We start from the raw sequence: 24,834 nt of genomic DNA, 5'->3' as shown, positions 1-24,834 counted from the left end.
GGCGGACACGATCGGCGCGGCGCCCGCCGCCGCCGCACGGCGCGCGGGCAGGGTGCGCCGCCGACTGTCGCCTAGCCTAAGTCCATGTCTCACGCCGACGCCCTGGGCCCCCACGGCCACCTGGGCCACCTCGGCGTGACCCCCACGGCCCACGGCGGCCGACTGCGGGTCTACAGCCGTCACGCCACCCGCATGGAGCTCTGCCTCTTCGACCCCGACGACCCCAACTGGGTCACCGAGGCCGTCGCCATGACGCCCAACCGCCACCATGTGTGGAGCGCCGAGCACCCCGACCTGCGCGTCGGTGCCCGGTACTCGATCCGCGTCGACGGGCCCGACGGGCCGCCCCACGCGTTCGACCCGCACCGGCACCTCATCGACCCCTACGCGCGCGGCCTCGCGCGCACCTCCAGCGGCGAATGGCGCTCGTACGTGCAGAACGACGAATTCGACTGGGGCGGGGTGCCGAAGCCGGGCATCCCCCTCGATCACACCGTCATCTACGAGGCGCACGTCAAAGGCCTCACCAAGCTCAACCCGGCCATGCCCGACGAGCTGCGGGGAACCTACGCCGGCCTCGCCCACCCCACGACGATCGCGTACCTGAAAGACCTCGGCGTCACCACCGTGCAGCTGCTGCCCGTGCACCAGAGCATCAGCGAGCAGCGCCTCCTGAAGCAGGGGCTCACCAACTACTGGGGCTACAACACCCTCAACTTCTTCACCCCGCACGCCGCGTACGCCACCCGGCACGCGCAGTTCGGCGGCACCGGAGCCGTGCTCCGCGAGTTCAAGGGCATGGTGCGCCTGCTGCACGAGGCCGGCCTCGAGGTCGTGCTCGACGTCGTCTACAACCACACCGCCGAGGAGGGGCTCGACGGCCCCACCTCGAGCCTGCGCGGCATCGACAACGCCGACTACTACCGGAACACCGCCGACGGCGAGTACATCGACACCACCGGCTGCGGCAACACCGTCGACCTCTCGCGCCCGGCCGCGCAGCGGCTCGTGCTCGACTCGCTGCGGTACTGGGCCAACGAGGTGCAGGTCGACGGGTTCCGCTTCGACCTCATGGCGACTCTGGGGCGCGACCGGCACGCCCACTACGACCCTGAGCACCCGCTGCTGCGGGCGATCCTCGACGACCCCTCGCTGCAGGGCGTCAAGATGATCGCCGAGCCGTGGGACGTCGGGCTCGGCGGCTGGCAGGTCGGCAACTTCCCCGCCGGGTACTCCGAGTGGAACGACGGCTTCCGCGACCGCGCCCGCGCATTCTGGCTGACGGATGCCGCGGCCGGCCGGCACGCCGGCTCGGCCCCCGAGGGCATCGGTTCGCTCGCGCGGCGCATGACCGGGTCGGCCCACGTGTTCGCGGCCGACCGCGGGCCCCTCGCGAGCGTCAACTTCATCACCGCCCACGACGGGTTCACCCTCGCCGACCTCACCGCCTACGACCGCAAGCACAACCTCGGCAACGGCGAGAGCAACCGTGACGGCACCGACAGCAACCGGTCGTACAGCTTCGGCGTCGAAGGCCCCACCGACGATCAGCGCGTGGTCGCCGACCGGCGCAAGGCCATGCGGAACCTCCTGGGGACCCTCCTGCTCAGCGCGGGCATCCCGATGATCACCGCCGGCGACGAATGGGGCCGCACGCAGCGCGGCAACAACAACGCCTACTGCCACGACAGCGAGCTCACCTGGCACTCGTGGGATCGCGCCGGGTGGCAGGAGGACCTGCACCGGGTGACCGCGCGGCTGCTCGCGCTGCGACGCGCGAACCCCGCGCTTCGGCCGGGGCGCTACGGCAAGTGGGGCGAGACCGTGCCGAGCGCCACGCAGATGGACTGGTACAACAAGGACGGCCGGTCGATGACGATGCTCGACTGGGACTCGCCCAGCGAGCGGACGCTGCAGTACCTCGCCGCCTCGACTCCCGAGTTCGAGGAGTTCAACCGCGTGCTTCTCATCGTGCACGGGCTCGAGGAGTCGGTCGAGGTCACCCTGCCGTCGCACGTCGGCGTCACCGGCTACACGCTGCTGTGGGACAGCTCGCACGACGACATCTCCGGCATCGAGCCGTCGCACGTGCCGGGCGAGCGGCTGCAGGTCGGGCCGGCGTCGATGCTGCTGTTCCGGGCGCACGGCGACCCGGTGGCGGGGCCGGGCAGCGGCGGCCCGGGGGTCGAGTCGCCCGCGGACGGCGATGGGTAGGCCGCGATCGCAGGCCGCGCCGGGGACTCCGGCGACGGTCGCGCTGACGGCCGCGGGAATCCCGTTCACGCCGCGGGCGTACGCGCACGACGCGGCGGTCACCGCCTACGGGCTGGAGGCGGCGGCCGCGCTCGGCGTCGAGCCGGAGCGCGTGTTCAAGACGCTGCTCGCCGAAGCGGATGGACGACTCGTGGTCGGGGTGGTGCCGGTCTCGTCGCTGCTCGACCTCAAGGCGCTCGCGGCGGCCGTCGGGGCGAAGCGCGCGGCGATGGCCGCGCCCGAGCTCGCCGAGCGCAAGACCGGATACGTCGTCGGCGGCATCTCGCCCATCGGGCAGAAGACAGCGCTGCCGACCGTCGTCGACGAGTCCGCCCTGCTGTGGGAGACCGTGCTCGTGTCGGGCGGCCGGCGCGGGTTCGACCTCGAGCTCGCGCCCGCCGACCTGCTGCGCGCGACCGGCGGGGTGCTGGGCGATATCGCGCGGTAGGCGTGCGGGCCGCACCGCGCGCCGGGCGCCGCGGGCCCGGGCGCGCTGGGCGCCGCGGGCCTGGGCGCCGCGGGCCCGGGCCGCGCGCTCGGCACCGCGAGGCCGCGCGCCGGGCGCCGCTCCCCGATGCGTCTCGCCCCGGAGCAGGCGCGCCACCACGCCCGTGCGCAACTCAGGAACCGAAGCCGTGCGGGCAGCGACCAGCCGCACCATCACGCGCCAGCGCGATCGTACTTCCTGAGTTGCGCATCCCCTCCTCCCCAACCGCACCCCTTTCGCCTCGTGCCCCCGCCAGCGCCCCTCCGGCTGGGCGAGCGGATGCGGCGCGGCACTCTGTCCGCCATGGTCGACATTCATCACGCCGTCCGTCACTTCGGCGGGCTCATCTCGACATCCGAGCTCGAGACGATCGGCGTCACGCGAGGGCGGCTGGCGGGACTCGTCAGCCGCCGCGCACTGGTACGCGTGAGGCGGGGATGGTTCTCGGCGCCCGACATCGCTGCCGACGCGGTTCGAGCGGCACGAGTGGGGGGAACGATCACGTGCGCGCAGTCGCTTCGGGCTCACGGATACTGGGCCGTCCCCGACGGCAGTCTGCATGTTCTCGTTCCGAGGAACGCCGCGCGACTGCGGTCGGCGGGTGATGCACGACGCGCCTACGAGCCAGGAACTCCCGGGCTCCGCGTGCACTGGATGCCTCCCCGGGCGCCCCGCAATCGGCTCGTCGCCGATCCGGTCGATGCCATCGCGACACTTCGCTCCTGCGCGCCGCGCGAGCTGTACCTCGCATCGCTCGAGTCGGTGCTCCACCGATCGCCGGGCCTCAGGCAGGACCTGGTCGCCGGCGGCCACCGCATCGTGCCCGGCCTCGTCGACGGGACCTGCGAGTCGGGCACGGAGACCCTCTTCCGACTGCGCATGCACGGCCGCCTCCCGTCGCTCCGACCGCAGGTGCGGATTCCCGGCGTGGGCTCCGTCGACTTCCTGATCGCGGAACGGCTGGTCGTCGAGATCGACGGCGAGTCGTTCCATGACACGGAGAGCACCTTCGAGAACGACCGTCGACGAGATGCTGAGCTCTCGCGACGAGGATTCCGGGTGCTGCGGTTCAGCTATCGGCAGGTGATGGAGCACTGGTCGATTGTCGAAGCGGCGGTCCTCGCCGCTCTCCAGCGCGGTGACCACCGTTGATGCGAGACCCACCATGCGCAACTCAGGAACGGTGCGGCTGAGGAGGGTTCCGACCCGCGGCGCCGCACGGATGATCGTCGAACGATCCTGAGTTGCGCATGAGCAGCCGGACTACGCGGCCGGCGGCGCGGCGCGGCAGGCAGCGACGGAGGCCGACGTCAGGCGGGGGCTGCGGGCAGCTCGAGGGCCGGGTCGCGCGGCTCGCGCGACGCGAGCGAGCGCGGCCCGACCGCGGCGAGCAGCTGACGCCACCACGGCGTGCGCGCGCGCAGGGCGCGCAGTGCGGGGCGGATGTCCGGGGCGCCCGACACCGCGGCCGGCGCTCCGTAGGCGCGCGCCTCGAGGGCGCGGCGCACGGCCTCGAAGACCTCGAGCCCCTCGGCCGACGGCTCCGCGACGCCACCAGCGGCACCCGCCCCGGCCCTGGCACCGCCGCCAGCCCCCACCCCCGCCCACGCGCGGGCGAGCTCGCGCGGCGTGCGGGTCGCCTCCGCGGGCAGCCCCAGGTCGCGGGCCGTGTCGCGCAGCTCGCGCCAGGCGTCGAGCGGATCCGGCGAGCGCAGTCGGCGCGCGCGCAGCACGGCCCGCCAGACCCCGGGCGCGGCGAGCAGCGCGAGGACGAGCATGAGCGCGAGGGCGAGCACGAGCCGGGCATCCACGCCCCCGATCGTCGACCGCCCCCCGAGCAGGCCGCCGGAAGCGGTGCCGCCCGCGTCGATCTGCTCGTCGGGGAGGTCGGGGCCGCCGGACGCACCCGGCGACGGCGCACCCGGCGTCGCGGTCGCCGTGGGCTCGATCGGCTCGGGCGTGAGCGGGTCGGGCGAGGGTGATCCGCTCGGGGTGAGGGCCTCCTCGGTCGCGTAGTCGGGGGTCACGCCGCGCGAGGGGGTCGGCTCGAAGCGCACCCAGCCGATGCCGTCGAAGTGCAGCTCGGGCCAGGTGTGCAGGTCGTCCGACGACACGGTGTACTCGCTCGGGATCACCGGGTTCCGCGACCCCGGCAGGAACCCCACCGCCATGCGCGTCGGGATTCCCAGCGTGCGCGCCATGAGCGTCATCGCCGAGCCGAAGTGCACGCAGTACCCGGAGCGCGCCTCCAGGAACGCCGCGACGATCTCGGCGCCCGAGCCGTCGAAGCCGCCCTCGACGGGGGCGTCCTCCGAGTAGGTGAAGCCGCCGTCGGTGAAGAACCGCTGCAGCGCGACCGCCTGCTCGTAGGGGTTGTCGATGCCCGCCACGACCTCGCGCGCGGTCGCCTCGATGATCGGGTCGATGTCCTCGGGCAGGGCGCGGTACTGGTCGAGTCCGGGCGCGTCGACGGTCGTCGCGCGCAGCTGCTCGGGAGTCGGGCGCGCGAGGCGGTTCTCGACCGTGTACGTGCCGTTGCGGATGGACCCCTCGGCGGTGCGCATCGTCACGCCGTCGGGGTCGATGACCCAGCCGCCGGTGAGCCCGTCGGCCCGCACCGGCGCCGACGGCAGGGGCACCCAGCGCGAGCGGACGCTGCGCAGCGTGATCGTCGTCTCCACGCTCGTGAACGCGACGTCGTCCGCGAACCACGCGGGCGGGCCGATCTCGCCCGCCTCGCGCGTCTCCGCCTCGAACGGTACGGGCAGCACCTCCTGCCCGGCGAACTCGGCCAGATGCGAGAGCGTCAGGTACTGCCCGCCCTCGAGACCCGTCGAGTAGGTCAGCACCGTCACCGGGTTCTGCCGTCTCAGGTCGTCGCCGAGCTCGACGACCGGGTTGATGCCGGTCACGAGCCCCGCCGGCCCCGAGCCGGGCAACCGGTCGCCGGCGAGCACCGACGGCAACGCGGGCGGAACGACCACGGCGGCGACGAGCACGACGGCCGCGGCCGTGACGGCCCGCGCGACGCCCGCTCCGCCGCCGATCGCGGCCGGGCGGTGCAGCGCGAGCATGAGCAGGTATGCGGCGGCCGTCGCGACCACGGTCGGGAGCGGCAGCGCGCCCGGGGCGAGCACGACCGGTACGGCGAGGATGCCCAGGGCGGGCACGACGGCGAGCGCCGGCCGCCGGCTGAGAGAGGCGAGGGCGTCGGTCACGATCGCGATCCCCCCGACCCCGAGCGCGAGCAGGAACCGGATGCCCGGGTCGGCCTCCGCCGGCAGCGACTGCTCGGCGATCGACTGCTCCCCCGCGGCGACGAGCTCGCTGAACCTCTCGAGCGTGTCGGCGGTCGGGACGACGACGGCGAACGAGACCTCGGCCGCGAACACCGCGGTGAGGATGACCACGAGCGCCGCGCTCGACGCGAGCACCGACCACGCGGGTCGCCATCTCCGCGCACGCAGGCGCGCCAGCGCACCCGCACCGACCACGACCGCGACGACGACCATCGTGGAGGCGAACCACGGGCCCTCGTCGAGCAGGACGGTGAAGGCCGAGAGCGCCGCGGCGAGCATGAGCAGCGCCGCGAGCGGCACGAGCACGGTGCCGCGCCCCGCGCGCGCGCCGCGCCCCGCGACCCGGCGGGTGCCCTGGCTCTCCGCCTCAGCCACGAGCAGCCCCGGCCCCTGCGAGCCCTTGCCCCGCGAGCCCTGGCCCCGCCGCCCCCGCGACCCGCGCGGCGAGCGCCTCGGCCCCGGTCAGCTCGGGCTGCTGGCCGATGAGCGCGAGCCACGCCGCGTCCGGCGGCGTGCCGATGGGCACGGTGACGACGTTCCAGTCGGCGGCGGCGAAGGCCGCCTCGACGGCGAGCGCTCCGGGGTCGTCGGGTGCGGTCGACGCGGAGCGCACGAGCAGGGCGACGCCGAGGGCTCCGGCGGAGCGCTGGGCGAGCATCCACCGCAGCGTCGCGTCGTCGGGGCTGCTCGCGATCGCGACGACCGGCACCGAGCCGGGGGCGGCGGAGACGGCGGGCAGCGGCTCGCGGTCGGCGAGCGGGAGGACGGCCAGCTCGCCGAGCAGCTCGCCGACGGGCCCATCGCCCCGCGGGGCCTCGGTCGGGCGCGCGCTCGGGGTCTGCAGGTCGACGGCGTAGCCGCGCTCGGCGAGGTGCGCGGCGACCGCCGCGGTCATGCGCACGCTCCACTCGAAGGTGCGCGAGCCCGACGGCGCGGCGGCCGCGGGGCGGGCGAGGTCGGGATGCCCGGCCCGCTGCGAATCGAGGAGCACCCGCGCTCGCGGCCCCGCCTGCGGCTCGTCCTGCCGCACCATGAGCTCGCCCTGGCGCGCCGACACCCGCCAGTGGACGCGCCGCAGGGCATCCCCCTGCCGGTACTCGCGCGTCACGACGTCGTCGGCCGCGCGCTCGCGCGAGCGGGTCGTGCGGGGTCCGCTCTCGGCGGACGGGTCGGGAACGGGGCCGGGCGACAGCGGAGCCACCTCGGGCACGACGAGCTGCGTGGCGACGGCGATCGTGTCGGTGACGCGCACGGCGAGGGCGAAGGGGTCGCGGTCCTCGATGAGCAGGGGGCCGACGCTCACGAGGCCGCGGTGGGCCGGCCAGTAGCGGTAGCCGAGCGAGCGCGGGCGACCCGTGCGCACCGGCAGGAGCTGACCCGGGCCCGCGTAGCCGGGGCGCATCGGCACGCGCTCGATCCACTCGGCGCCGCGCGCCCGGCCCGACACGAGCACGCCCACGCGCACCGGCTCGCCCTCGGTGGCGACGACGGGGTCGAGGTGGCGGGTGACGCGCACGCGCGGCCGGGCCGCGGCGACGACGACAAGCGCGAGCAGCGGCGCGGCGGCGGCGATGACGGCGCCGGGGACGAGCTCGGGCCGCTGCAGCCCGTACGCGAGCGCGAACAGGTTCGCGGCCACCACGAGGAAACCCCAGCCGCGGCCGGTGAGCCGCGGCACCCCGCCGCTCGCGCGCTCGCGCCGTGCCCGCATGAGCCGAGCCCTACGCGCGAGGAGCCTGCGGCACCGGCACGGGGGTCGCCGCGACGATGCGCTCGACGACCTCCTCGACGCTGCGCACGGGGCGGCCGTCGGGATGCTGCGCCCGGGGCACGAGGATCATCCGGTGGGCGAGCACCGTCGTCGCGAGCGCGTCGATGTCGTCGGGGACGACGAAGTCGCGGCCGTCGAGCGCCGCCCGGGCTCGCGCGGCGCGCACGAGCTGCAGGGTCGAGCGCGGGCTGGCGCCGAGCCGCAGCGCGGTGTCGTCGCGCGTCGACTGCACGATCGCGACGGCGTACGCCTCGACCGCGGGGCTCACGTAGACCTCGCGCACGGTCGCGATCATGCGGCGCAGGCCCGCCACGTCGACGATCGGGGCGAGGCGATCCAGAGGCGACCCGTGCTCGCGGTCGCGCAGCATGCGCTGCTCGCTCTCGGCATCCGGGTACCCGATCGAGATGCGCGCCATGAAGCGGTCGCGCTGCGCCTCGGGGAGCGGGTACGTGCCCTCCATCTCGACGGGGTTCTGCGTCGCGACGACGAGGAACGGAGCCTCGAGGCGGTGGGTGCGGCCGTCGACGGTGACCTGACCCTCCTCCATGCACTCCAGCAGCGCCGACTGGGTCTTCGGGCTCGCGCGGTTGATCTCGTCGCCGATGACGATGTGGGCGAAGACGGGGCCGGGGGTGAACTCGAACACGCCCTGCTGCTGGCGGAAGACGCTCACGCCCGTGATGTCGGCGGGCAGCAGGTCGGGCGTGAACTGGATGCGGCTGACCGTGCCCGCGATGCAGCGGGCGAGCGCTCGGGCGAGCACGGTCTTGCCGACGCCCGGGACGTCCTCGATGAGCAGGTGGCCCTCGGCCAGCAGCACGGTGAGCGCCGTGTCGACCGCCTCGGGCTTGCCGTCGATCACGCCGTTCATCGCGCGACGGATCCCGTCGCCGAGCTCGGCGAACGCCTCGGCCTCGAGCGGCTGATCGGTTCCGGCGGGCGCGTCGGGTGCGGGGCTCGTCATCGTGCTCACCCGCTCACTCTTCCACGCCGACGCGGGAAAACGGCCGAGAGAACCGCCGTGAATGATGATTCGTCAGGATGCCCCGCCGGGGCCGCGCTCCTCCGCCTGCCCCTCGGCGAGCCCCTGGGAGTAACCCTGCGCGTAGCCGGCCTCGTGCGCCTCGCGATGACCGATGTAGAACATGTCGTCGGCTGCGGGGCGGACGAGGCTGCGGCCGCCCGGCGCGGCCGGGTCGAGGTGCCGGTCGAGTCCGCGGACGACGGCCACGGGCATCCCGCTCGTCTTGCCCTTCACGAGGTCGGCGGCGGCGGCGATCTCGTCGCCGACCGCGGGAGCCGTGACGGCGAGGAGCCTGCCGCTCGCGTCGTGCGCTCCGCGGAGGTCGTCGAGCAGGCGCACGCCGCTCGCGCCGATCGCGATGTCGGTCTGGCCCTCGCGCCAGGCGCGACCCGCGGTGTCGGTGATGACGACGCCGATGGGCGCGCCGACGCACGCCTCGACTGCCTCGCGGATGCGCCGCGCGCTCTCGTCGGGGTCGAGCGGCAGGAGGAGGACGGTGCCGTCGGCGGTGTTGCTCGCGTCGACGCCCGCCGCGGCCATGACGAGGCCGAGGCGGTTCTCGACGATGCGCGTGACGCCGCCCGGGTGCTCGCGCGTCGCGACGACGCGCACGGTCTCGTCGGTGATCGCCTGCTCGCGCGAGTCGGCGGCGACGATGCGGCCCTCGGCCTTGCTCACGATCTTGCTCGTCACGGCGAGGATGTCGCCCGGCAGCACGTCGGCCCGGCGGGCGGCATCGGCGATGAGGTGGGGCAGATCGTCGTCGGGGACGATCTCGGGCAGGCCGGGGATGCCGAAGACGACGAGAGGCGGGGTGGTCACCGGCCCATCATCGCAGGGGCCGCCGACCGGCGCGGCCGACCCAGGACGGCGTCGGCTCAGGACGGCGTCGGCTCAGGACGGCGTCGGCTCAGGACGGCGTCGGCTCGCCGCGGCGGCGCCGCAGCTCGTCCTCCAGGCGGCGGATGCGCGCCTCGTTCTCCGCCTGCGCGATCTCGGCGTCGAGGCGGGCGAGCTCCGCCTCCGTGGTCGACGCCGCGCGATCGGCGAGGCGTCGCTCGATCGCCTCGGTGCGGTGCGGGTCGCCGAAGCCGACGACGGGCTCGCTGCGACGGTACTCGCGGCCGACGGCCCACCACAGGAGGCTGCCGACGAGCGGCAGGAGGATCACGATGATGATCCAGAAAGTGCGGTTGAGGTTCTTCACCTCGTGCTCGCCGCGCGTGATGATGTCGGCGAGCGACGCGATCATGACGAGAACGGGGATCGCGCCCAGCAGGATGTACACGCGCTCACCATAGTGAGGGTTCCGCATGTTGCGCTACGGCGTTCTCGCGCCGAGGCGGTCATGCGTCGGGGCGGCCCCGATGGCGCGTGATCTTCCGCACCGAGCCGTCGGGCGCGTACCGGTTCCACTCCCCCGTCCTGGCGCCGCGGTCGAACTCGCCCTCGTCGAGCAGCCGGCCGGCGGCGTCCCAGCGCGTCCAGCGGCCGTGCTTCTCGCCGTCGAGGAAGGCGCCGCGCTGCAGCAGCCCGCCGGTCGCGCGGTACCACGTGGTGGGCCCCGCGAGCTCGCCGCGCTCGTAGTGCATCTCGCTGCGCACGCGGCCGTCGGCGAAGAAGTGCGTCCACGGCCCGTGCCGGTCGCCGTGGACGTACTCGCCCGCGATCGTGCCGCCGTGCGGGTCGCTCTCACGCCATGGGCCGTGACGTCGACCCTCGGCGTCGAGCCCGCCCTCGCCCGGCGCGAGCGCGTCCGCGGCGTCATCCGCCATCGCGTCAGCCCGCCGGCTTCGTCGCCGCCCCGTCGAGCCACAGCGTGTCGGTCGCGTCGCGGTGCACGCCGTCGGAGCCGACATGCTTCGTCGAGATCTCCGGGCCCTTCTGGATCACGTGCACCATCGCCATCGCGTGACCGCGGCCGAGCCCGTAGCCGTCGGCGAGCCACTGGACGATGACGCCAGCCTTCACCCCCGGCTCCTTGTAGCCGCGCTCGATCGCCTCGTCGAGCAGCTGCCGCGGCGTTCGGCCGGTCTTCTTCTCGATCGCGTCGAGGTAGGCCTGGAACGACATGGAGTCTCCTATCGGTGCAGCGCGGGGAGGACGTCGCGCCCGAACACCTCGAGGAACTCTCGCTGGTTCCGACCGACGTTATGAAGGTAGACCCCGTCGAAGCCCAGATCCAGGTGCGCCTGGATGTTCGCGCGGTGCACGTCGGGGTCGGAGGAGACCACCACGCGGCCGCCGAAGTCCTCCGGTCGCACGAGCTTCGCGATCTGCTCGAGGTCGAACGGCGAGCGGATGTCGCTCTTCGCGAACCGCATGCCGCCGTTGGGCCACTCGGCGAGCGCGTTCCCCATCGCCTCCTCGTCGGTCGGCGCCCACGACAGGTGCAGACGCAGAACGCGAGTCGTGGTGGCGAGGTCGCGGCCCGCCTCGCGCGCGCCCTCCTCGAAGCGCTGGAAGAGCATCCCGATGCGCTCGATCGGCGCGGCCTCGATGAGCAGGCCGTCGGCGCTGCGCCCGGCCCGCTTCGCCGTCAGGGGGCCGGCGGTCTGGATGAGGATGTCCGGCGCGAACTCGGGCATCGTCCAGAGCCGCGCGGTCTCGAGGCGCAGGACGTCGCCGTCGTGCTTGGTGTCGCGGCCGGCGAGCGAGGCGGAGAAGAGCTTCTTGATGATCGACAGCGCCTCGAACATGCGCGCGATGCGCTCGGCGGGCTCGGGCCAGCGCTCGCCGACGATGTGGTCGCTCATCGCCTCGCCGCTGCCGAGGGCGAGCCAGTGCCGCCCGGGGTACATCGCAGCGAGCGTCGCGGATGCCTGGGCCACCATCGCGGGATGCCACCGGAACGTCGGCGACACCGGTCCGACGCCCAGGGCCCCGCTCGTCCGCGCGCCGAGCGCGGAGACCACGTTCCACACGAAGCTCGACTGTCCCTGCTGCGGCGTCCAGGGCTGGAAGCCCTCCGTCGCGACGGTGCCCGCGAAGCCGTGCTGCTCGGCGAGCGCTGCGAGCTCGATGGCCTCGAGCGGCGCGAACTGCTCGAGCGCGGCGGCGTAGCCGATCTGCGGGGCGGTCATGCCTCCAGTCTGGTGGCTCCCGCTCGCGTTCGCTGGATCCCCATGCGGTCGTCGATCGTCCGCGCACCCCCGGCGAGGTAGCCGACGGCGCTCTGCAGGACCGAGAGCAGCGCGATCGCGACGAGCGTCCATTCCCACCCGCCGGTGAGCTCCGCGACGGCGCCCAGCGCAGCGGGCCCGGCCATGGCGATGAGGTAGCCGCCGAACTGCACGAACGCGGAGAGCCTCGCCGTGAGGGCGCGGTCATCCGAGCGCAGGCCGATGAACGCCACGGCGACGGGGAACACGGCGCCGCAGCTGACCCCGGCGATGACGATCCACAGCAGCGCGAGCTGCGGCGCCAGGAGGGCGCCGAGCGCGGCCGCCGCGAGCAGCGCGCTGGACCCGGCGCTCAGCCATCGCTGATCGGGGAGCGCCTGGGCCGCGCCGGAGGCGAGCAGGCCGGAGACGATTCCGACACCGATGAAGATCGCCAGATGGATGCCCGAGACCTCGTCGTCGATTCCGATCGACCGCTCCATGCCGGGTATCCACGCCAGAAGCGCGTAGTAGGTCGCGGCCTGGAGGCCCATGTAGAGCATCACCGACCAGGCGAGCGGCACGCGCGCCAGCGACCCTCCGCGGGTGGACGGTGCCGATGTCGCGACCTCCCGATCTTGGACCCTCCCGCGCACCTGCACGGCCCACCAGACGAGAGCGGCGGATGCTGCCGCGATCGACCATGCCCCCAGGGCCGATCGCCAGTCGCCGCCGAGCGCGACGGTGAGCGGCACGATCGTCGCCGCGGCGATCGCCGCCATGACCGCGCTCGCCGCGGTGTACACGCCGGTGACCGCGGCGATCGATCGGGGCCAGAGCTCCTTCACGACTACCGGCAGCAGGACATTGCCGACCGCGATCGCGAATCCGAGGACGGCGGTGCCCGCCCACAGCGCGACCGGGTCGGGGACGGATCGCAGGAGGATCCCCCCGGTGAGCACCGCGGCGGCGAGGAGGATCGCCCGTCGCGGGCCCGGCGTCCGTGCGAGCGGGATGGCGAGGAGCGATGCCGCGGAGAACCCGGCGAGAGGGAGCGCCGAGAGCACGCCCAGTCCGAGCGCCCCGATCCCGTTCTCGAGACCGATCGCGGTGAGAACGGGAGGCACGGCGGTGATGGGCGCCCGCAGACAGCCCGCGATGACGAGCACCGCGAGCAGGGCGAGCAGACCCGGCGCGGGGCCCGCCGAGCGCCCGCCCGACCGTCGGAGCGAGCTCCGCGGTCGGGCGGGCGTCGTCATCCGACTACCGCACGGACGCGCGCGGCGACCTCGACCGCGTTGGGCAGATCCGAGTGGACGCAGAACGAGTCGACCCGGACCGCGATGTCGCGGCCGGTGACCGAGGTCGTCGTGCCGTGCTCGAGGGCGCGACGCGCGCGGGCCTCGACCTCGTCCAGATCGCGCGTCACCCCCCATCGGTTGACCGTGACGGTGCCGTCCTCCTGGTAGTCGAGATCGACGTAGTACTCGGCGACGAAGGGCACGCCCCGCTCGACGGCGACGCTCTCGTGCAGGGTTCCGGCGAGCCCGAAGATCGGCACATCGAAGTCGCCGGCGACGTCGCACAGCGCGTGCATCAGCTCGGGCTGCCGCGCCATCATCCCGAACAGCGCGCCGTGCGGCTTGATGTGGTGCAGCCGATCGCCCTCGGCGGTGACGAATGCCGCCACCGCGCCGACCTGATACCGGATCAGATCGCGCGCCTCATCGGCCGTGATCACCATCTCGCGCCGGCCGAATCCCGTGATGTCCGGAAGCCCGGGATGGGCTCCCACCGTGACTCCCGCCTCCACCGCGTCATGGACGATCGATGCGATCGATGACGGGTCTCCGGCATGCATCCCTCCCGCCACGTTGATCGTGTCCACGAACTCCAGGAGCCTCTCGTCGTTGCCGAAGCGGTGGATCCCGATGGACTCCCCCATGTCGGCATTGATCGAGAGCCCCCCGGGTGGAGGCCTCTCGCCCGTCGCCCCCACGATCACTCGGCGCTCAGCGCGGGAGCGCGTCGTGCGTCGGTCGCCTTCTCGACACCGCGCGCCACCTTCAGCAGACGGGCCTCGTCGTAGGGGACCGACATGAGCTCCAGCCCGACCGGGAGCCCCGACTCGGTGAAGCCCGCCGGGACGGTCACTGCCGGGAAGTAGAGCTGCGAGGCGATGACGGTGTTGGTGGGGTACGTGAGGCAGGTCCACCGGTCGGCGTAGACGTCCTCGTGCGTCGGCGCCGGGAGCTTCGTGTCCGGGAACGCGATGGCGTCCAGCTCGTTCTCGACCATGATCGCGAGCACCGAGCGCTGGAACTCGCCCTGAGCGAGGATCCGATCGAGGTACTGCGGGTCGTCCTTGGCGGTCTTCGGGCCCGTCGCGATGCCCTCGAAGAGGTCGAGCTTGGGGTGGAACCGGCCGGCGGCGTGGAGCTCGTCGATGCCCGAGAAGCCGAGCTGCGGGCGAGCCTGGATGAAGGCGTTCATGTCCTGCAGCGACCGCGTGAAGTAGACCGAGGTGAAGCCCACGAAGTGCATGAGGTCGGGGATCTCGACGTCGACGAGCGTGGCGCCGGCCGCGCTGAGCTTGTCCAGCGCGTCGGTCAGCACGGCGTTGACCGCGGCGCCCTCGGGGTCGGTGTCGTCGGCGAAGACCTCCCGGAGGACTCCGATCCGCTTGCCGGCGACGGTGGCCTCGTCCAGCCCGTCGAGGAAGGAGCCCTCGTGTCGAGCGACGCCGACCACCGTCGTGTATGCGTCCTCGCTGTCGTAGCCGACCATGACGTCGAGGAGCCTCGCCGCGTCCTCGACGGTGCGGGTCATGGGCCCGGAGGTGTCCTGGGGCACGACGAGCGAGGACATCCCGCTGCGGCTGATGAGCCCGGGCGTCACGCGCACGCCGACCAGGTTGCAGAACGACGCGGGCAGTCGGATCGACCCGCCCGTGTCCTCGCCGATGCCGACGAGCCCGAGGTTGGCGGCGACGGCGGCGGCGGATCCGCTGCTCGAGCCGCCCGGGTCGCGGGAGAGGTCGTAGGGGTTCTTCGTGATCTCGCTCTGCGACGACGTCGAGAACCACGAGGTCGCGAAGTCGGGCATGGTCGTCTTAGCGAGGATGATGGCGCCGGCGGCGCGCAGTCGCGCGATCGCCGTCGCGTCCTTCTCCGGCATGTAGCCCGCCGCGGCGGCGCTGCCGAAGGTCGTTCGCAGACCGGCCGTCTCGATCTGGTCCTTCACGACCACGGGGACTCCGTGGAGCGGACCGGAGAGCTCGCCGCTCGACGCGAGCGCGGCGTCCAGTGCGTCGGCCTCGTCGAGCGCCGTGTCGGACACGGAGATGATCGAGTTGAGTCCGGGGCCGTTCCTGTCGAGCGCGTCGATGCGGTCGAGGTAGGCCTGGACGAGCTCGCGCGCGGTGAATGCCCCCGCGCGGAATCCGGCGTGGACGGAGGCGATCGTCGCCTCTTCGATCTCGGTGATGCTCTTCATTGTGCTCTCCTTCGGTTCGGTGGATCCGGGGTGATGAGGTTCAGTGCGAGGGCCCGCGGCCGGCGAGCAGACGGCGGAGGTGACGAGCGCCCCCGCGGTCGAGCGTCGCCAGCGCGGCGATGATGATGACGCCCTTGATGACGTCCTGGTAGTAGGCGTCGATGTCGAGCAGGTTGAAGCCGTTCTGCAGCGTGGCGAGGATGCCGACGCCGACGGCCGTCCGCCAGATGGCGCCACGACCGCCCGACAGGGCCGTGCCGCCGACGATGACGACGGTGAGCACGTCGAAGACGAGCGTGGCACCGAGACTCGCCTGCGCCGAGCTCAGCTGCGATGCGGTGACGACGCCGGCCACCCCGGCGGTGAGGCCGGCGATCGCGTAGGCGCTTCCGACGACGCCGGAGGTCCGGATCCCGGCGAGCCGCGAGGCCTCGAGGTTCCCGCCGACGGCGTACACCGACTGCCCCCACGAGGTGTACGCGAGCACGAGACCGGCGATCACGAACAGGACGATGACGAGGATCCCGGAGTAGGGAACGCCGGCGAGGCGGTCCCGCCCGAGGGCGGTGAACGGCTCGAAGGCGACGATGAAGGCCTTGTTGCCGGTGATCGCGAGCGTGATGCCGCCGACGACGAGGGAGGTTCCGAGCGTGGCGATGAAGGGGTTGACCCGCAGGGCCGTGACGATGAAGCCGTTGACGACGCCCACGACGAGTCCGGCGGCGATGGCCGCCGAGAACGCCACGACAGGGGGCTGGCTCTGGCCGATCGCGGCGGCGACGACCGCCGCGAGGGCGTAGGTCGCCCCGACCGAGAGGTCGAAGCCGCCCGTGATCACGACGTAGGTCATGCCGATGCCCATGATCGCGACCGGCGCCCACTGGCTGAGGATGTTCATCTGGTTGGGGAAGCTCAGGAACGAGGGCTGCGCCACGGAGATCGCGATGACGAGCACCACCAGTGCGATCACGACACCGTACGAACGACTCGCCTGAGCGAGGCGCACGAATCGAGACGGGCGGGCATCCAATGCGGTGGTCACAGGGCTGGTTCTCCATCGGTCGAGTGCACGTCGTGCGTGCGCTGGTGGTCGAAGATGCGGGTCAGCACGTCATGCGGTGATGACCGAGGGGGAAGCTCGTCGATGACGCGGCCACCGGCGACCACGAGGACTCGATCGCTGTGCTCGATAACCTCCTCGATCTCGCTGCTGGACCAGATCACCGCTCGTCCCGAGTCGGCGATCTCCCGCATCGCGGTGAAGACGTGGGCTTTCGCCCCGATGTCGATGCCTCGAGTGGGTTCGTCGAGCAGGAGGACCGAGACCGAGCGATTCATCAGCCGGGCGAGCATGAGCTTCTGCTGGTTCCCGCCCGACAGCGTGCCCGCGGCGACGACGAGGCGGGAGGCGGAGAAGGCCATCGCCTCCGCCGCCGCGCGCACCCCGGCCCCGAGGCGGTCAAGCGTCACCGGGCCGCGACCGGCGGCCCCCGAGAAGTCACCGAGGGCGATGTTCCAGGCGGCGCTCTGATCGAGGACGAGTCCCTGCAGCTTCCGGTCCTCCGGCGCCATCGCGATCCCGAGCCGCCAGGCGGCGGCGGGCGAGCGCGGCCAGGTACGGGCCTCGCCCCGGATCTCGCACCGCCCCTCGTCGATGAGCAGGGCACCGGCCAGCGCCCGGAGCAGCCGCGAGCGGCCCGAGCCGACGAGACCGGCGACTCCGATGATCTGGCCGGCGGCGACATCGAGCTCATCGAGACGGACACCGGGAGCTCGGAGACCGCGCACCGACAGCACGGCGTCGCCCGCTGTGGTCGTGGACTCCCCGGCCCCGGCCGAATCGAGTTCGACTCCGCCGAGCATGGAGCGGATGAGGGCGGGCTTGGTCCACTCCACGGCGGGCCGGCTCTCGACGACCTCCCCCTCCCGGAGGACGGTCACGGCGTCGCAGATGTCGAGCACCGCATCGAGGTCGTGCGAGACGTACACGACGGCATGGCCCGTCTCACGCAGCCCGCGGATCACCGCGTGGAGCCGACCGATGTCCTCCGGACCGAGCGACGCCGTCGGCTCGTCCATGATCACGAGTCGGCGCTCGCTGACCATCGCCCGCACGATCTCCAGCAGCTGCTGGTTCGCGGTCGACAGACTGCCGGCCTTGGCTCGGGGCGACACCTGGAGACCGATCCGCGCTGCGGCCTCTCGGAACTGCGCGTCGACCCGACGACGGTCCACGACGCCGAAGCGCCTGGGCGGGTCTCCCAGATGCACGTTGTCCGAGGCCGACAGCTCAGGCACGATCGTGAGCTCCTGGTAGATCATCGCCAGACCGGCCTCGGCCGCCTGGCGGGGGTTTCCCCCCACCAGGTCGGTGCCGAGCACCCGGACCGAACCCGAATCGAACGGGACAGCACCGGCGATCGACTTCAGGAGGGTCGACTTCCCCGCGCCGTTCTCACCGACGAGCCCATGCACCTCTCCTGATCGCACCTGGAGGGAGACGCCGCGGAGGGCGTTCACGCCGGGGTACGACTTGGACAGCCGAGTCACCTCGAGGGCGAGCGGAGCGACGGCGCGGGGATCAGTCATCAGTACTCCGGCGTGAATCCGTCGGCGTTGTCCACCGTGATGAAGAGCGAGCCCGGACCGTCCAGCACGAGAGGCGACTCGGCCAGGTAGGTGAATCCAGGCGTCATCTCGCCGGTGTCGATCGCTCGAGCGAGCTGCACGATGCCGTAGTACGACTCCTCGTACGGGAGCAGGATGGTCGTGGAATCCCACGCGCCGGCCTCGACCTGCCCGACGCCGTAGTCCGTGCCTCCGACGCTGTAGATGCGGACGTCCTCGCCCGGCACCTTGCCGGCCGCGCGAATCCCCTCCTCGACGCCTCGCGTCATGTCGTCCCACGACGAGACGACGATCTCGGCGTCCGGGTTGGCGAGCAGCGCGTCCTGCACGACCGTGAGTGCGGCAGCCGGGTCGAAGTTGCCGGGCTGGTCGGACACGAGGGTCACGTTGGGGTAGCTCTCGAGAGCGCGCTGGATCGCGTTCTCCCACCGCGTGAACAGGTCGCTGCCGATGAAGCCGCCGACGGCGATCGCCTCGCACTCCCCTTCGCAGAGCGAGAAGGCGTTCTCGACGTGCTCGAGGAAGAACGACTCCGTCTGCATGGCGACGAAGCCCGCAGTTCCCTCGGTGTAGTCCGCGTTCCCGCACATCGGGCTGTTGATGTTGACGACGGGCTTCCCGGTCTCCTGCAGCAGCTCGAAGTTGGCGCATCCGGTCGCGTCGGCGACGGGCGACAGGATGTACCCGTCGAAGTCCTGCAGGATCGCGTCCTGAGTCTGCGCGAGCTGCGCGTTCGGGTCGAATCCGGCATCGAAGAGGGTGATCTTCGCGCCGACGGCCTCCGCCGCATCCTGCGCTCCCTCCCACCGGGTCTGGCAGAACGCGTTCTGGGTGGCGCATTCGACGATGAAGGCGAGAGACGCCCCCTCGAGGTCGGGCAGGCCCGCCTCGATGTAGTCGAGCGTCGTGGACATGGCGGTCGAATCCGCGACCGCGTCCTGCGGCTCGGGGGCGTTTCCGCCCTGGGGCGAGGGTGCGGCGCACCCCGCCAGGAGGACCGCCACCGCCCCGAAGGACAGCAGCACTGCTGAAAGCTTCTGTTGCACGTTGAGCTCCTCAATGTGAGAGTGTGTCTAAGTTTGTATGTCAGACATTGAACATTCTTAGTTCGACCATGTTGCATCCAGGTACGGTGAATGTAAAGATCTGATTTCACGGGAATGGAGCACAGGTCGGTGTCGGAGCGAACGTTCGTCCCTGAGCAGCTGTCGAGGAAGGACGCCTCGGGTCAGATCGCGAGGCAGCTGCGCGAGGCGATCTCGAACGCGGTGTGGATGCCCGGCGAGCGTCTGCCGACCGAGCTCGAGCTCGGCGAGACCTTCGACGTCTCCCGCGCGACCGCCCGCGAGGCGCTCAAGCTGCTCTCCGCCACGGGCATGGTCGTCACCACGCGAGGCGGGTCGGGGGGCACGTTCGTCGCGGTGCCCGACTCGGAGGAGGTCGCCGAGCAGCTCAGCGACGCCATCCGCCTCTGGTACCGCGTGGGCAACGTTTCGCTGAGCGATGTCGACGAGGCCCGGTGGGTGCTCGAGATGCACTGCGTCGACATGGCCGCACGACGAGCGACCCCCGAGGACCTCGAGGCGATCCGTCGCCCCGTCGAGGCTGCCCGCGACTTCGACATGGACATCGCGGACTGGCTCGACCTCGACCTCGAATTCCACACCGCGGTCACGAAGGCAGCGAAGAACAAGATCCTCGAACTGGCCATGATGTCGGTGCACCTCAGCCGTCCGGCGACGAACACCGTCTTCGTCGAGCTGCTCGGGCGCGAGACCGTCATGAAGCAGCACGAAGCCATCTACCTCGCGATCGCCGCCGGAGATCCGGAGGCGGCGCGGGACGCCTTCCAGAACCACGTGACATACCTCGACGAGGTTCGCAAGGAGGCCCTGACGAACCTCCAGGTCGACGACATGACGGTGTCCAGCCTCCCCACCATCCGGTCGAGCGCCGATCGCCCCGGCGCCGACGCGTAGGGGTCCGCACCGGCCATGAGCGGGACGACCGCGCTCCCCACGGCCGCGGTCGTCGACGCCCTCGTGCGGCTCGGACTCCCCGCGCCCGCGTTCGCCCTCCGCCCGATCGCCCCCGGGCGCATCGTCGCCGGTCCCGCCGCGCCCGTGACGCACCTCGGGAGCGTCGATGTCATCCTCGAGGTGATCGGCGAGGCGCCCACGGGTTCGGTGCTCGTCGTCGACAACGGCGGTCGCGACGACGAGGCCTGCGTCGGCGACCTCCTCGCGCTCGAGGCTCACCTCGCCGGACTGGCAGGGATCGTGATCGACGGGTTCCACCGCGACTCCGCGCAGCTCGTCGACATCGGCATCCCGATCTTCAGCCGAGGAGCCTTTCCGCGCGGACCGGTCCGGGTGCCGCCGGCGGCCCCGCCGATGCGCTCCGCGACGATCGGCGGGGTGACGATCCGCCCGGGCGACATCATCACGGCCGACGACGACGGAGTCGTGGTCGTGGCCGCCGCGCTCGCGGAGGAGGTCGGAGCGCTCGCCCGACGGATCATGACGACCGAAGTCGCGCAGGCCGAGCGCATGCGCGCGGGGGAATCGCTCCGTTCGCAGCTCGCGTTCGACGAGTACCTCGCCCTGCGCGCCGAGAACCCGGGCTACTCCTTGCGCGACCACCTGGCGGCCCGAGGCGGGGCGATCGAGACGTAGGCGCGTCCGGGGGTCTCTCCAGCCCGGACGGACGCTCGACCGCCCGGTCGGTTCAGCGGCGGAAGAGCCGCGCGAAGAAGCCGGGCTCGGCATCGTGGCCCGGGCATCGCCGCGACTGGGGCACGCCGCGCATCACCTGGCTCACGTGCTGGCCGCAGCCGGTCCCGGTCCTCTTGCCGCACGTCCGGCAGGTGATCTGCTGGCACATGAGGGGTCTCCTTCGGTCGCGGGAACGAGTCGATTATACCCCCAGGGGTATTAGCGATCGACCGCGAGCAGCACCTTCCCGCGGGCACGGCGCGACTCGACGTGCGCGACGGCCTCGGCGACCTCGGAGAGCGGGACGACGCGGTCGACGACGACGCGCAGGGCCGTCGTGCCGAGCCAGTCGGCGAGACGCTGCAGGTCGGCCTGGTCGCGCGTCGCGAGCAGCGGGATGATGCGGTGCGTCACGAGCCGGTCGGTGATGACCGCGCCCGCGACCGCGGCGACCGGCCTGATCCATAGCCCGCCGGGGTCGCCGCACCGCACGAGCGCGCCCTCCGGCCTGAGCACGCGGCGCAGCTCGCCGATGCGGCGGTCGCCGACGAGGTCGATCACCGCGTCGAAGCGCGGGAGGCCCGACACGACATCGTCGACCGTGTAGTCGATGACGTCGTCGGCGCCGATGCGCGCGACGAGAGCGAGGTTGCGGGCGCTCGTCGTCGCGGTGACGTGCGCGCCGAGGAGCTTGCCGATCTGGACGGCGAACGTTCCCACGCCGCCGGACGCGCCGTTGACGAGGATGCGCTGCCCGCGCTCGGCCCCGGCCCGCGTGAGCGCCTGCAGGGCGGTGATGCCCGCGATGCCGACGCCGCCCGAATCCACCGGGTCGAGCCCGGCCGGTCGCGAGACGACGCCATCCGCCTTCACGACGACGCGCTCGGCCCACGCCGCGATGCCGAAGCCGAGCACGGGGTCGCCCACGCGCCACCGCTCGACTCCCGGCCCGACGGCGTCGACGACCCCCGAGATGTCGCTGCCGAGCACGGGCCTCGTCGGCCGGCGGAGCCCGCGCCCGACCCGCACGAGGAACGGCGTCCCGCGCATGGTGTGCCAGTCGAGCGGGTTCACCGAGCTCGCCTGCTGGCGCACCACGATCTCCCCCGCCCGCGGCACGACGTCGGGCGCGTCATCGACTCGCAGAACCTCGGGGCCGCCGTACTCGCGCACCGTGATCGCTCTCATCGGTCGTCCTGCCTCACGCGACGGGGGATTCGCCGCGCTCGAGGCGGGCGACGTAGTCGGCGAGCTTCCGGGCGCGGGTCTCGGCGCGCGCGACGCCGTCGAGTCGGAAGACGATGCCGAACCGCTGCTGGGCGGCGAGCGCGCCGAAGGTCGCGGCGGCTGCGGGCGAGGCGTCGAGCGCCGCCCGGAGATCGTCGGGCACGATCATCCCCTTCTGCCGGTAGGCGGCGGCCCAGCGACCGTCCGCCTGCGCCCGCTCGACCTGGGCGAGCCCGGGCGGTCGCATGCGGCCGGCCCCGGTGAGGCGCTCGACGATGCCCACGTTCCGCTGCGACCAGACCGAGCGCGGCCGCCGAGGTGTGAAGACCTGCAGCGAGTAGTCGGCGTCGAGCCCGTAGATCTGCCCATCGATCCAGCCGAAGCAGAGCGCCGACTCGAGCGCCTCGTCGTAGGTGATCCCGGGGGCGGCGGATGCCTTCTTCCGCATCTTCAGCCGGACGCCCGGGTGGTCGGGATTCGCCTCCAGCCACGCCTCCCACGCCGCGACCGTCTCGAAGAGCAGCACGGGCTTGTCGGCGTTCGCGACCATGGGCGCCACTCTACGGCGGCCGGGCGGCACCGCGGCCGCGCCAGCCTCCGACCCGTTCGCGCAGGCCGCCGAGCGCTCAGGCGGCGCCCCCGCGCAGGACCCGAACGGCATGATCGCCACGGTGCGACGCGAGGCCTCGGCCGATCTGACCCGGAGAAAGGGGAATAAAACAGTTGCGCTCGGCGGCGTCGCGCCGCTAGATTTCCCGAGGCCCTGCACGAGGGCCCACGAGACGCCGAAAGGAGGCCAGCATGTTGATCACCACTCTGACGGGAATCTCCCGTATCCGCGCCGGCTTCGTCGGCGTCGTCACCGCCTAACCGCGTCGGTCGGAACGCCGCCGGTTCGACGGTGGCGGCGCTGAAGAAGCCCGACCCGGGCACCGCGCGCTCGCGCTCGTCGGCTCTCGCCGCCGCTCGTCGACCGATGTGCATCTGCGGGTCACCGCCCCGTTCACGGCGAGTCGCTCCGCTTCTCCATGGTGAGGATGCGCCGACGCCGCCGCTCCCCCTCCGCCGCCACGAGCGGCACCCTCGGGCCTCCTCCGGCGCGCGACCGCGCGCGCCGGTGGCGACCCACGCGCAGTGAAGGAACACCACCACTCATGAACACCACCACGACTCGCCCGAGTCACCCGCAGCCGGTGCGCCCGTCGCGCCCCCGCACCCGGAGCGTCCCCGCGCGCCGGATCGGTCTGATCGACCGGATCGCGCTGCACGTCGGCATCGCCCTCGTGCAGTGGAGCCGCCGCTCGACCGTCGCCGTGCGGCACGACCACCGTGCGACGCGCGTGAACCAGGAGCTCGCTCGCGAGCAGCGCGAGCGGCAGATGCAGCGCACGATGCTGCTGACGCTCATCCCGCGCTGAGCACGACCGTGCGCCGCGCATCCCCGCCCGACATCGCAGCGGGCTCGTTCAGAGGGCCGTCACCGGAGGCTCGCCCCGGTGGCGGCCTTCCGCATTCCGAGACCGCGACGATCGGGACGGATGTGCGGGGCTCAGTCCTGGAAGGAGTGCAGGAACTCCGCGACAGCGCGGGGGACGTAGGGCGCCACGTCGCCGCCCAGGGAGGCCACCTGACGCACGAGCGAGCTCGACACGTGCGCGTGGGCCGGGTCGGGGAGCATGAAGATCGTCTCGACGCCGGCGAGGTTGCGGTTCACGATCGCCATCGGCGTCTCGTAGGCCACGTCGACCTGGCTGCGGATCCCCTTCACCAGCACGGTCGCGCCGACATCGGTGCAGTAGTCGACCAGCAGCCCGACGCTCCAGCCGGTCACGACGATGCCCGAGGGCAGGGCCCGATCGGCGATGGCCTGCTCGATGAGGGAGACGCGCTGCGCGATCGGCAGCATGGCCGTCTTGCCCGGGTTGTGCACGACGACCACGTGCACCTCGTCGAAGATGCGCGCGGCGCGCTCGATGACGTCGAGATGCCCCAGGGTGACGGGGTCGTACGACCCGGGGATGACGGCGACTCTGCTCACGGAGCCAGCCTACCGGGGCGGCGTCGCGCGAACGCTATGCGGCCGCCTCAGCGCGCTCGCGGTAGCCGGCGGCGACGAGGATGGGCAGGTGGTCGCTGACGCCCTGCGGCAGCGTGCGGACGGAATCGATGTCGAGCCCGATCGAGGTCGCGAAGTCGAAGTGGCCGCGGAAGAACTTGTAGCGCGTGTAGGTGCGCGCGTCGCTGAGCGTCAGGTCGTAGCCGGTGCCGCGCACGTCGGCTCCGAGGAAGTCCTTGAAGACGGGGTAGTTGAAGTCGCCCACCATGAGGGTGGGCAGATCGGGCCCGAAGCCGCGCAGCGCCTCGTGAGCGGCGTGGATCTGCTTGCGCCGCAGCGAGTTGAGCGCCGTGAGCGGGGCGGCGTGGAAGGAGGCGACGACGATCTCGCGCCCCGTCTCGCGGTCGAGCAGGTGCGAGCCGAGCACGCGCTCGTGCGCGGGCGCGGCGATGCGATCGTGGAGCGACTTCTTGAGGGCGAAGGCGGCCGTCGCGCGCGACTCGAAGCGGTCGCGGTCGTAGTAGACGGCGAGGCCGAGCCGATTGCGCTTGGTGGCGTCGGCGAGGTGGAGGGGGCCGAGCTCGGCGGGGAGCTGCGAGGTGTCGATCTCCTGCAGGCAGACCAGGTGCGGGTCGTGCGCGGCGACCAGATCGACGAGCTCGCCGACGGCCGCGTGCTTGCGGAGGTTGTAGCTGATGACCTTCATGCGTCCTCCCCCTGGTGTTCCCCGGCGACAACGCTAGTCGACCGCGCGAACCTGATGGACGCCTTGACGA

At 72.5% G+C, this 24,834-nt stretch carries 25 protein-coding genes; 6 read left to right on the top strand and 19 right to left on the bottom strand.

What is annotated here, in order from left to right:
- Window positions 1-84: 84 nt before the first annotated feature.
- The 3 genes from glgX to ASC54_RS12655 all read left to right on the top strand — a co-directional run bounded on the left by glgX (window position 85) and on the right by ASC54_RS12655 (window position 3,892).
- On the top strand, window positions 85-2,214 hold the full coding sequence (gene glgX, locus ASC54_RS08560) for a glycogen debranching protein GlgX (RefSeq protein ID WP_082514994.1): 2,130 nt from the start codon (window positions 85-87) through the stop codon (window positions 2,212-2,214).
- On the top strand, window positions 2,207-2,701 hold the full coding sequence (gene ybaK, locus ASC54_RS08555; RefSeq protein ID WP_055898345.1) for a Cys-tRNA(Pro) deacylase: 495 nt from the start codon (window positions 2,207-2,209) through the stop codon (window positions 2,699-2,701). Before glgX ends, ybaK begins: the two co-directional genes overlap by 8 nt.
- A 126-nt stretch (window positions 2,702-2,827) precedes the next feature.
- On the top strand, window positions 2,828-3,892 hold the full coding sequence (locus ASC54_RS12655; protein ID WP_082514993.1) for an endonuclease domain-containing protein: 1,065 nt from the start codon (window positions 2,828-2,830) through the stop codon (window positions 3,890-3,892).
- A gap of 158 nt (window positions 3,893-4,050) precedes the next feature.
- Here ASC54_RS12655 and ASC54_RS08545 read toward each other — a convergent pair whose 3' ends face one another.
- From ASC54_RS08545 to ASC54_RS08480, 14 genes are all read right to left on the bottom strand, one after another.
- The gene (locus ASC54_RS08545) at window positions 4,051-6,414 is read right to left on the bottom strand and encodes a DUF3488 and transglutaminase-like domain-containing protein (protein ID WP_055898341.1); all 2,364 of its coding nucleotides are present in this window, start codon (window positions 6,412-6,414) and stop codon (window positions 4,051-4,053) included.
- The gene (locus ASC54_RS08540) at window positions 6,407-7,750 is read right to left on the bottom strand and encodes a DUF58 domain-containing protein (RefSeq protein ID WP_055898338.1); all 1,344 of its coding nucleotides are present in this window, start codon (window positions 7,748-7,750) and stop codon (window positions 6,407-6,409) included. The genes ASC54_RS08545 and ASC54_RS08540 overlap by 8 nt, the downstream gene beginning before the upstream one ends.
- Before the next feature lie 10 nt (window positions 7,751-7,760).
- On the bottom strand, window positions 7,761-8,777 hold the full coding sequence (locus ASC54_RS08535) for a MoxR family ATPase (RefSeq protein WP_055861931.1): 1,017 nt from the start codon (window positions 8,775-8,777) through the stop codon (window positions 7,761-7,763).
- Window positions 8,778-8,849: 72 nt separating this feature from the next.
- On the bottom strand, window positions 8,850-9,659 hold the full coding sequence (gene cofE / locus ASC54_RS08530) for a coenzyme F420-0:L-glutamate ligase (protein ID WP_055898336.1): 810 nt from the start codon (window positions 9,657-9,659) through the stop codon (window positions 8,850-8,852).
- An 88-nt stretch (window positions 9,660-9,747) separates the two neighbouring features.
- The gene (locus ASC54_RS08525) at window positions 9,748-10,125 is read right to left on the bottom strand and encodes a PLD nuclease N-terminal domain-containing protein (protein ID WP_055898332.1); all 378 of its coding nucleotides are present in this window, start codon (window positions 10,123-10,125) and stop codon (window positions 9,748-9,750) included.
- 58 nt (window positions 10,126-10,183) lie between these two features.
- Window positions 10,184-10,612, bottom strand: a complete 429-nt coding sequence (locus tag ASC54_RS08520) for a toxin-antitoxin system YwqK family antitoxin (protein ID WP_055859882.1) — start codon at window positions 10,610-10,612, stop codon at window positions 10,184-10,186.
- Between the two features lie 4 nt (window positions 10,613-10,616).
- Complete coding sequence (locus tag ASC54_RS08515) at window positions 10,617-10,910, bottom strand: DUF4287 domain-containing protein (RefSeq protein WP_055859879.1); 294 nt, start codon at window positions 10,908-10,910, stop codon at window positions 10,617-10,619.
- A gap of 8 nt (window positions 10,911-10,918) precedes the next feature.
- Window positions 10,919-11,920, bottom strand: coding sequence for a TIGR03557 family F420-dependent LLM class oxidoreductase (locus ASC54_RS08510; RefSeq protein WP_055898329.1), 1,002 nt, complete (start codon window positions 11,918-11,920; stop codon window positions 10,919-10,921).
- Window positions 11,917-13,197 (bottom strand): MFS transporter, encoded by a 1,281-nt coding sequence (locus ASC54_RS08505; RefSeq protein ID WP_055859875.1) that lies wholly within the window; start codon window positions 13,195-13,197, stop codon window positions 11,917-11,919. The genes ASC54_RS08510 and ASC54_RS08505 overlap by 4 nt, the downstream gene beginning before the upstream one ends.
- Window positions 13,194-13,937 (bottom strand): 5-oxoprolinase subunit PxpA, encoded by a 744-nt coding sequence (locus ASC54_RS08500; RefSeq protein ID WP_255357378.1) that lies wholly within the window; start codon window positions 13,935-13,937, stop codon window positions 13,194-13,196. Before ASC54_RS08500 ends, ASC54_RS08505 begins: the two co-directional genes overlap by 4 nt.
- Window positions 13,938-13,939: 2 nt before the next feature.
- Window positions 13,940-15,433, bottom strand: coding sequence for an amidase (locus tag ASC54_RS08495; protein ID WP_055859869.1), 1,494 nt, complete (start codon window positions 15,431-15,433; stop codon window positions 13,940-13,942).
- A 40-nt stretch (window positions 15,434-15,473) separates the two neighbouring features.
- Window positions 15,474-16,475, bottom strand: a complete 1,002-nt coding sequence (locus tag ASC54_RS08490) for an ABC transporter permease (protein ID WP_156376798.1) — start codon at window positions 16,473-16,475, stop codon at window positions 15,474-15,476.
- Window positions 16,472-18,022: a sugar ABC transporter ATP-binding protein gene (locus tag ASC54_RS08485; protein WP_055898324.1), complete on the bottom strand. Its 1,551-nt coding sequence runs from the start codon at window positions 18,020-18,022 to the stop codon at window positions 16,472-16,474. Before ASC54_RS08485 ends, ASC54_RS08490 begins: the two co-directional genes overlap by 4 nt.
- Complete coding sequence (locus ASC54_RS08480) at window positions 18,022-19,107, bottom strand: sugar ABC transporter substrate-binding protein (RefSeq protein WP_156376797.1); 1,086 nt, start codon at window positions 19,105-19,107, stop codon at window positions 18,022-18,024. Before ASC54_RS08480 ends, ASC54_RS08485 begins: the two co-directional genes overlap by 1 nt.
- Window positions 19,108-19,236: 129 nt before the next feature.
- Here ASC54_RS08480 and ASC54_RS08475 point away from each other — a divergent pair, with 129 nt between their 5' ends.
- Entirely contained in the window at window positions 19,237-20,040 is an 804-nt protein-coding gene (locus ASC54_RS08475; RefSeq protein ID WP_162242501.1) for a FadR/GntR family transcriptional regulator, read from the top strand.
- Window positions 20,041-20,055: 15 nt separating this feature from the next.
- Entirely contained in the window at window positions 20,056-20,736 is a 681-nt protein-coding gene (locus tag ASC54_RS08470) for an RraA family protein (protein WP_055859854.1), read from the top strand.
- Window positions 20,737-20,788: 52 nt separating this feature from the next.
- Here the strand turns inward: ASC54_RS08470 and ASC54_RS13075 are convergent, their stop codons facing one another.
- The 3 genes from ASC54_RS13075 to ASC54_RS08460 are packed head-to-tail and all read right to left on the bottom strand — an operon-like array spanning window position 20,789 to window position 22,552.
- Window positions 20,789-20,944: a hypothetical protein gene (locus ASC54_RS13075; protein ID WP_200932301.1), complete on the bottom strand. Its 156-nt coding sequence runs from the start codon at window positions 20,942-20,944 to the stop codon at window positions 20,789-20,791.
- A 50-nt stretch (window positions 20,945-20,994) separates the two neighbouring features.
- Window positions 20,995-21,963, bottom strand: a complete 969-nt coding sequence (locus ASC54_RS08465) for an NAD(P)-dependent alcohol dehydrogenase (RefSeq protein WP_055898320.1) — start codon at window positions 21,961-21,963, stop codon at window positions 20,995-20,997.
- A gap of 13 nt (window positions 21,964-21,976) precedes the next feature.
- Complete coding sequence (locus tag ASC54_RS08460; RefSeq protein ID WP_055859848.1) at window positions 21,977-22,552, bottom strand: YdeI family protein; 576 nt, start codon at window positions 22,550-22,552, stop codon at window positions 21,977-21,979.
- 604 nt (window positions 22,553-23,156) lie between these two features.
- Here ASC54_RS08460 and ASC54_RS08455 point away from each other — a divergent pair.
- A complete protein-coding gene (locus ASC54_RS08455; RefSeq protein ID WP_055859845.1) occupies window positions 23,157-23,420 on the top strand; it encodes a hypothetical protein in 264 nt (87 codons plus the stop codon).
- A gap of 131 nt (window positions 23,421-23,551) precedes the next feature.
- On the opposite strand, the gene coaD is transcribed toward ASC54_RS08455, so the two are convergent.
- The gene (coaD, locus tag ASC54_RS08450; protein WP_055859842.1) at window positions 23,552-24,040 is read right to left on the bottom strand and encodes a pantetheine-phosphate adenylyltransferase; all 489 of its coding nucleotides are present in this window, start codon (window positions 24,038-24,040) and stop codon (window positions 23,552-23,554) included.
- 34 nt (window positions 24,041-24,074) lie between these two features.
- Window positions 24,075-24,764 carry an endonuclease/exonuclease/phosphatase family protein gene (locus ASC54_RS08445; RefSeq protein WP_055859839.1) on the bottom strand — a complete coding sequence of 230 codons (690 nt, stop codon included), beginning with the start codon at window positions 24,762-24,764 and terminating at the stop codon, window positions 24,075-24,077.
- Window positions 24,765-24,834 lie beyond the last annotated feature (70 nt).

Source organism: Yonghaparkia sp. Root332, from assembly GCF_001425665.1.
GTDB lineage: Bacteria > Actinomycetota > Actinomycetes > Actinomycetales > Microbacteriaceae > Microcella.
Note: the sequence above shows the minus strand (reverse complement) of the source record. Positions and strands in the feature narration are given on the sequence as shown.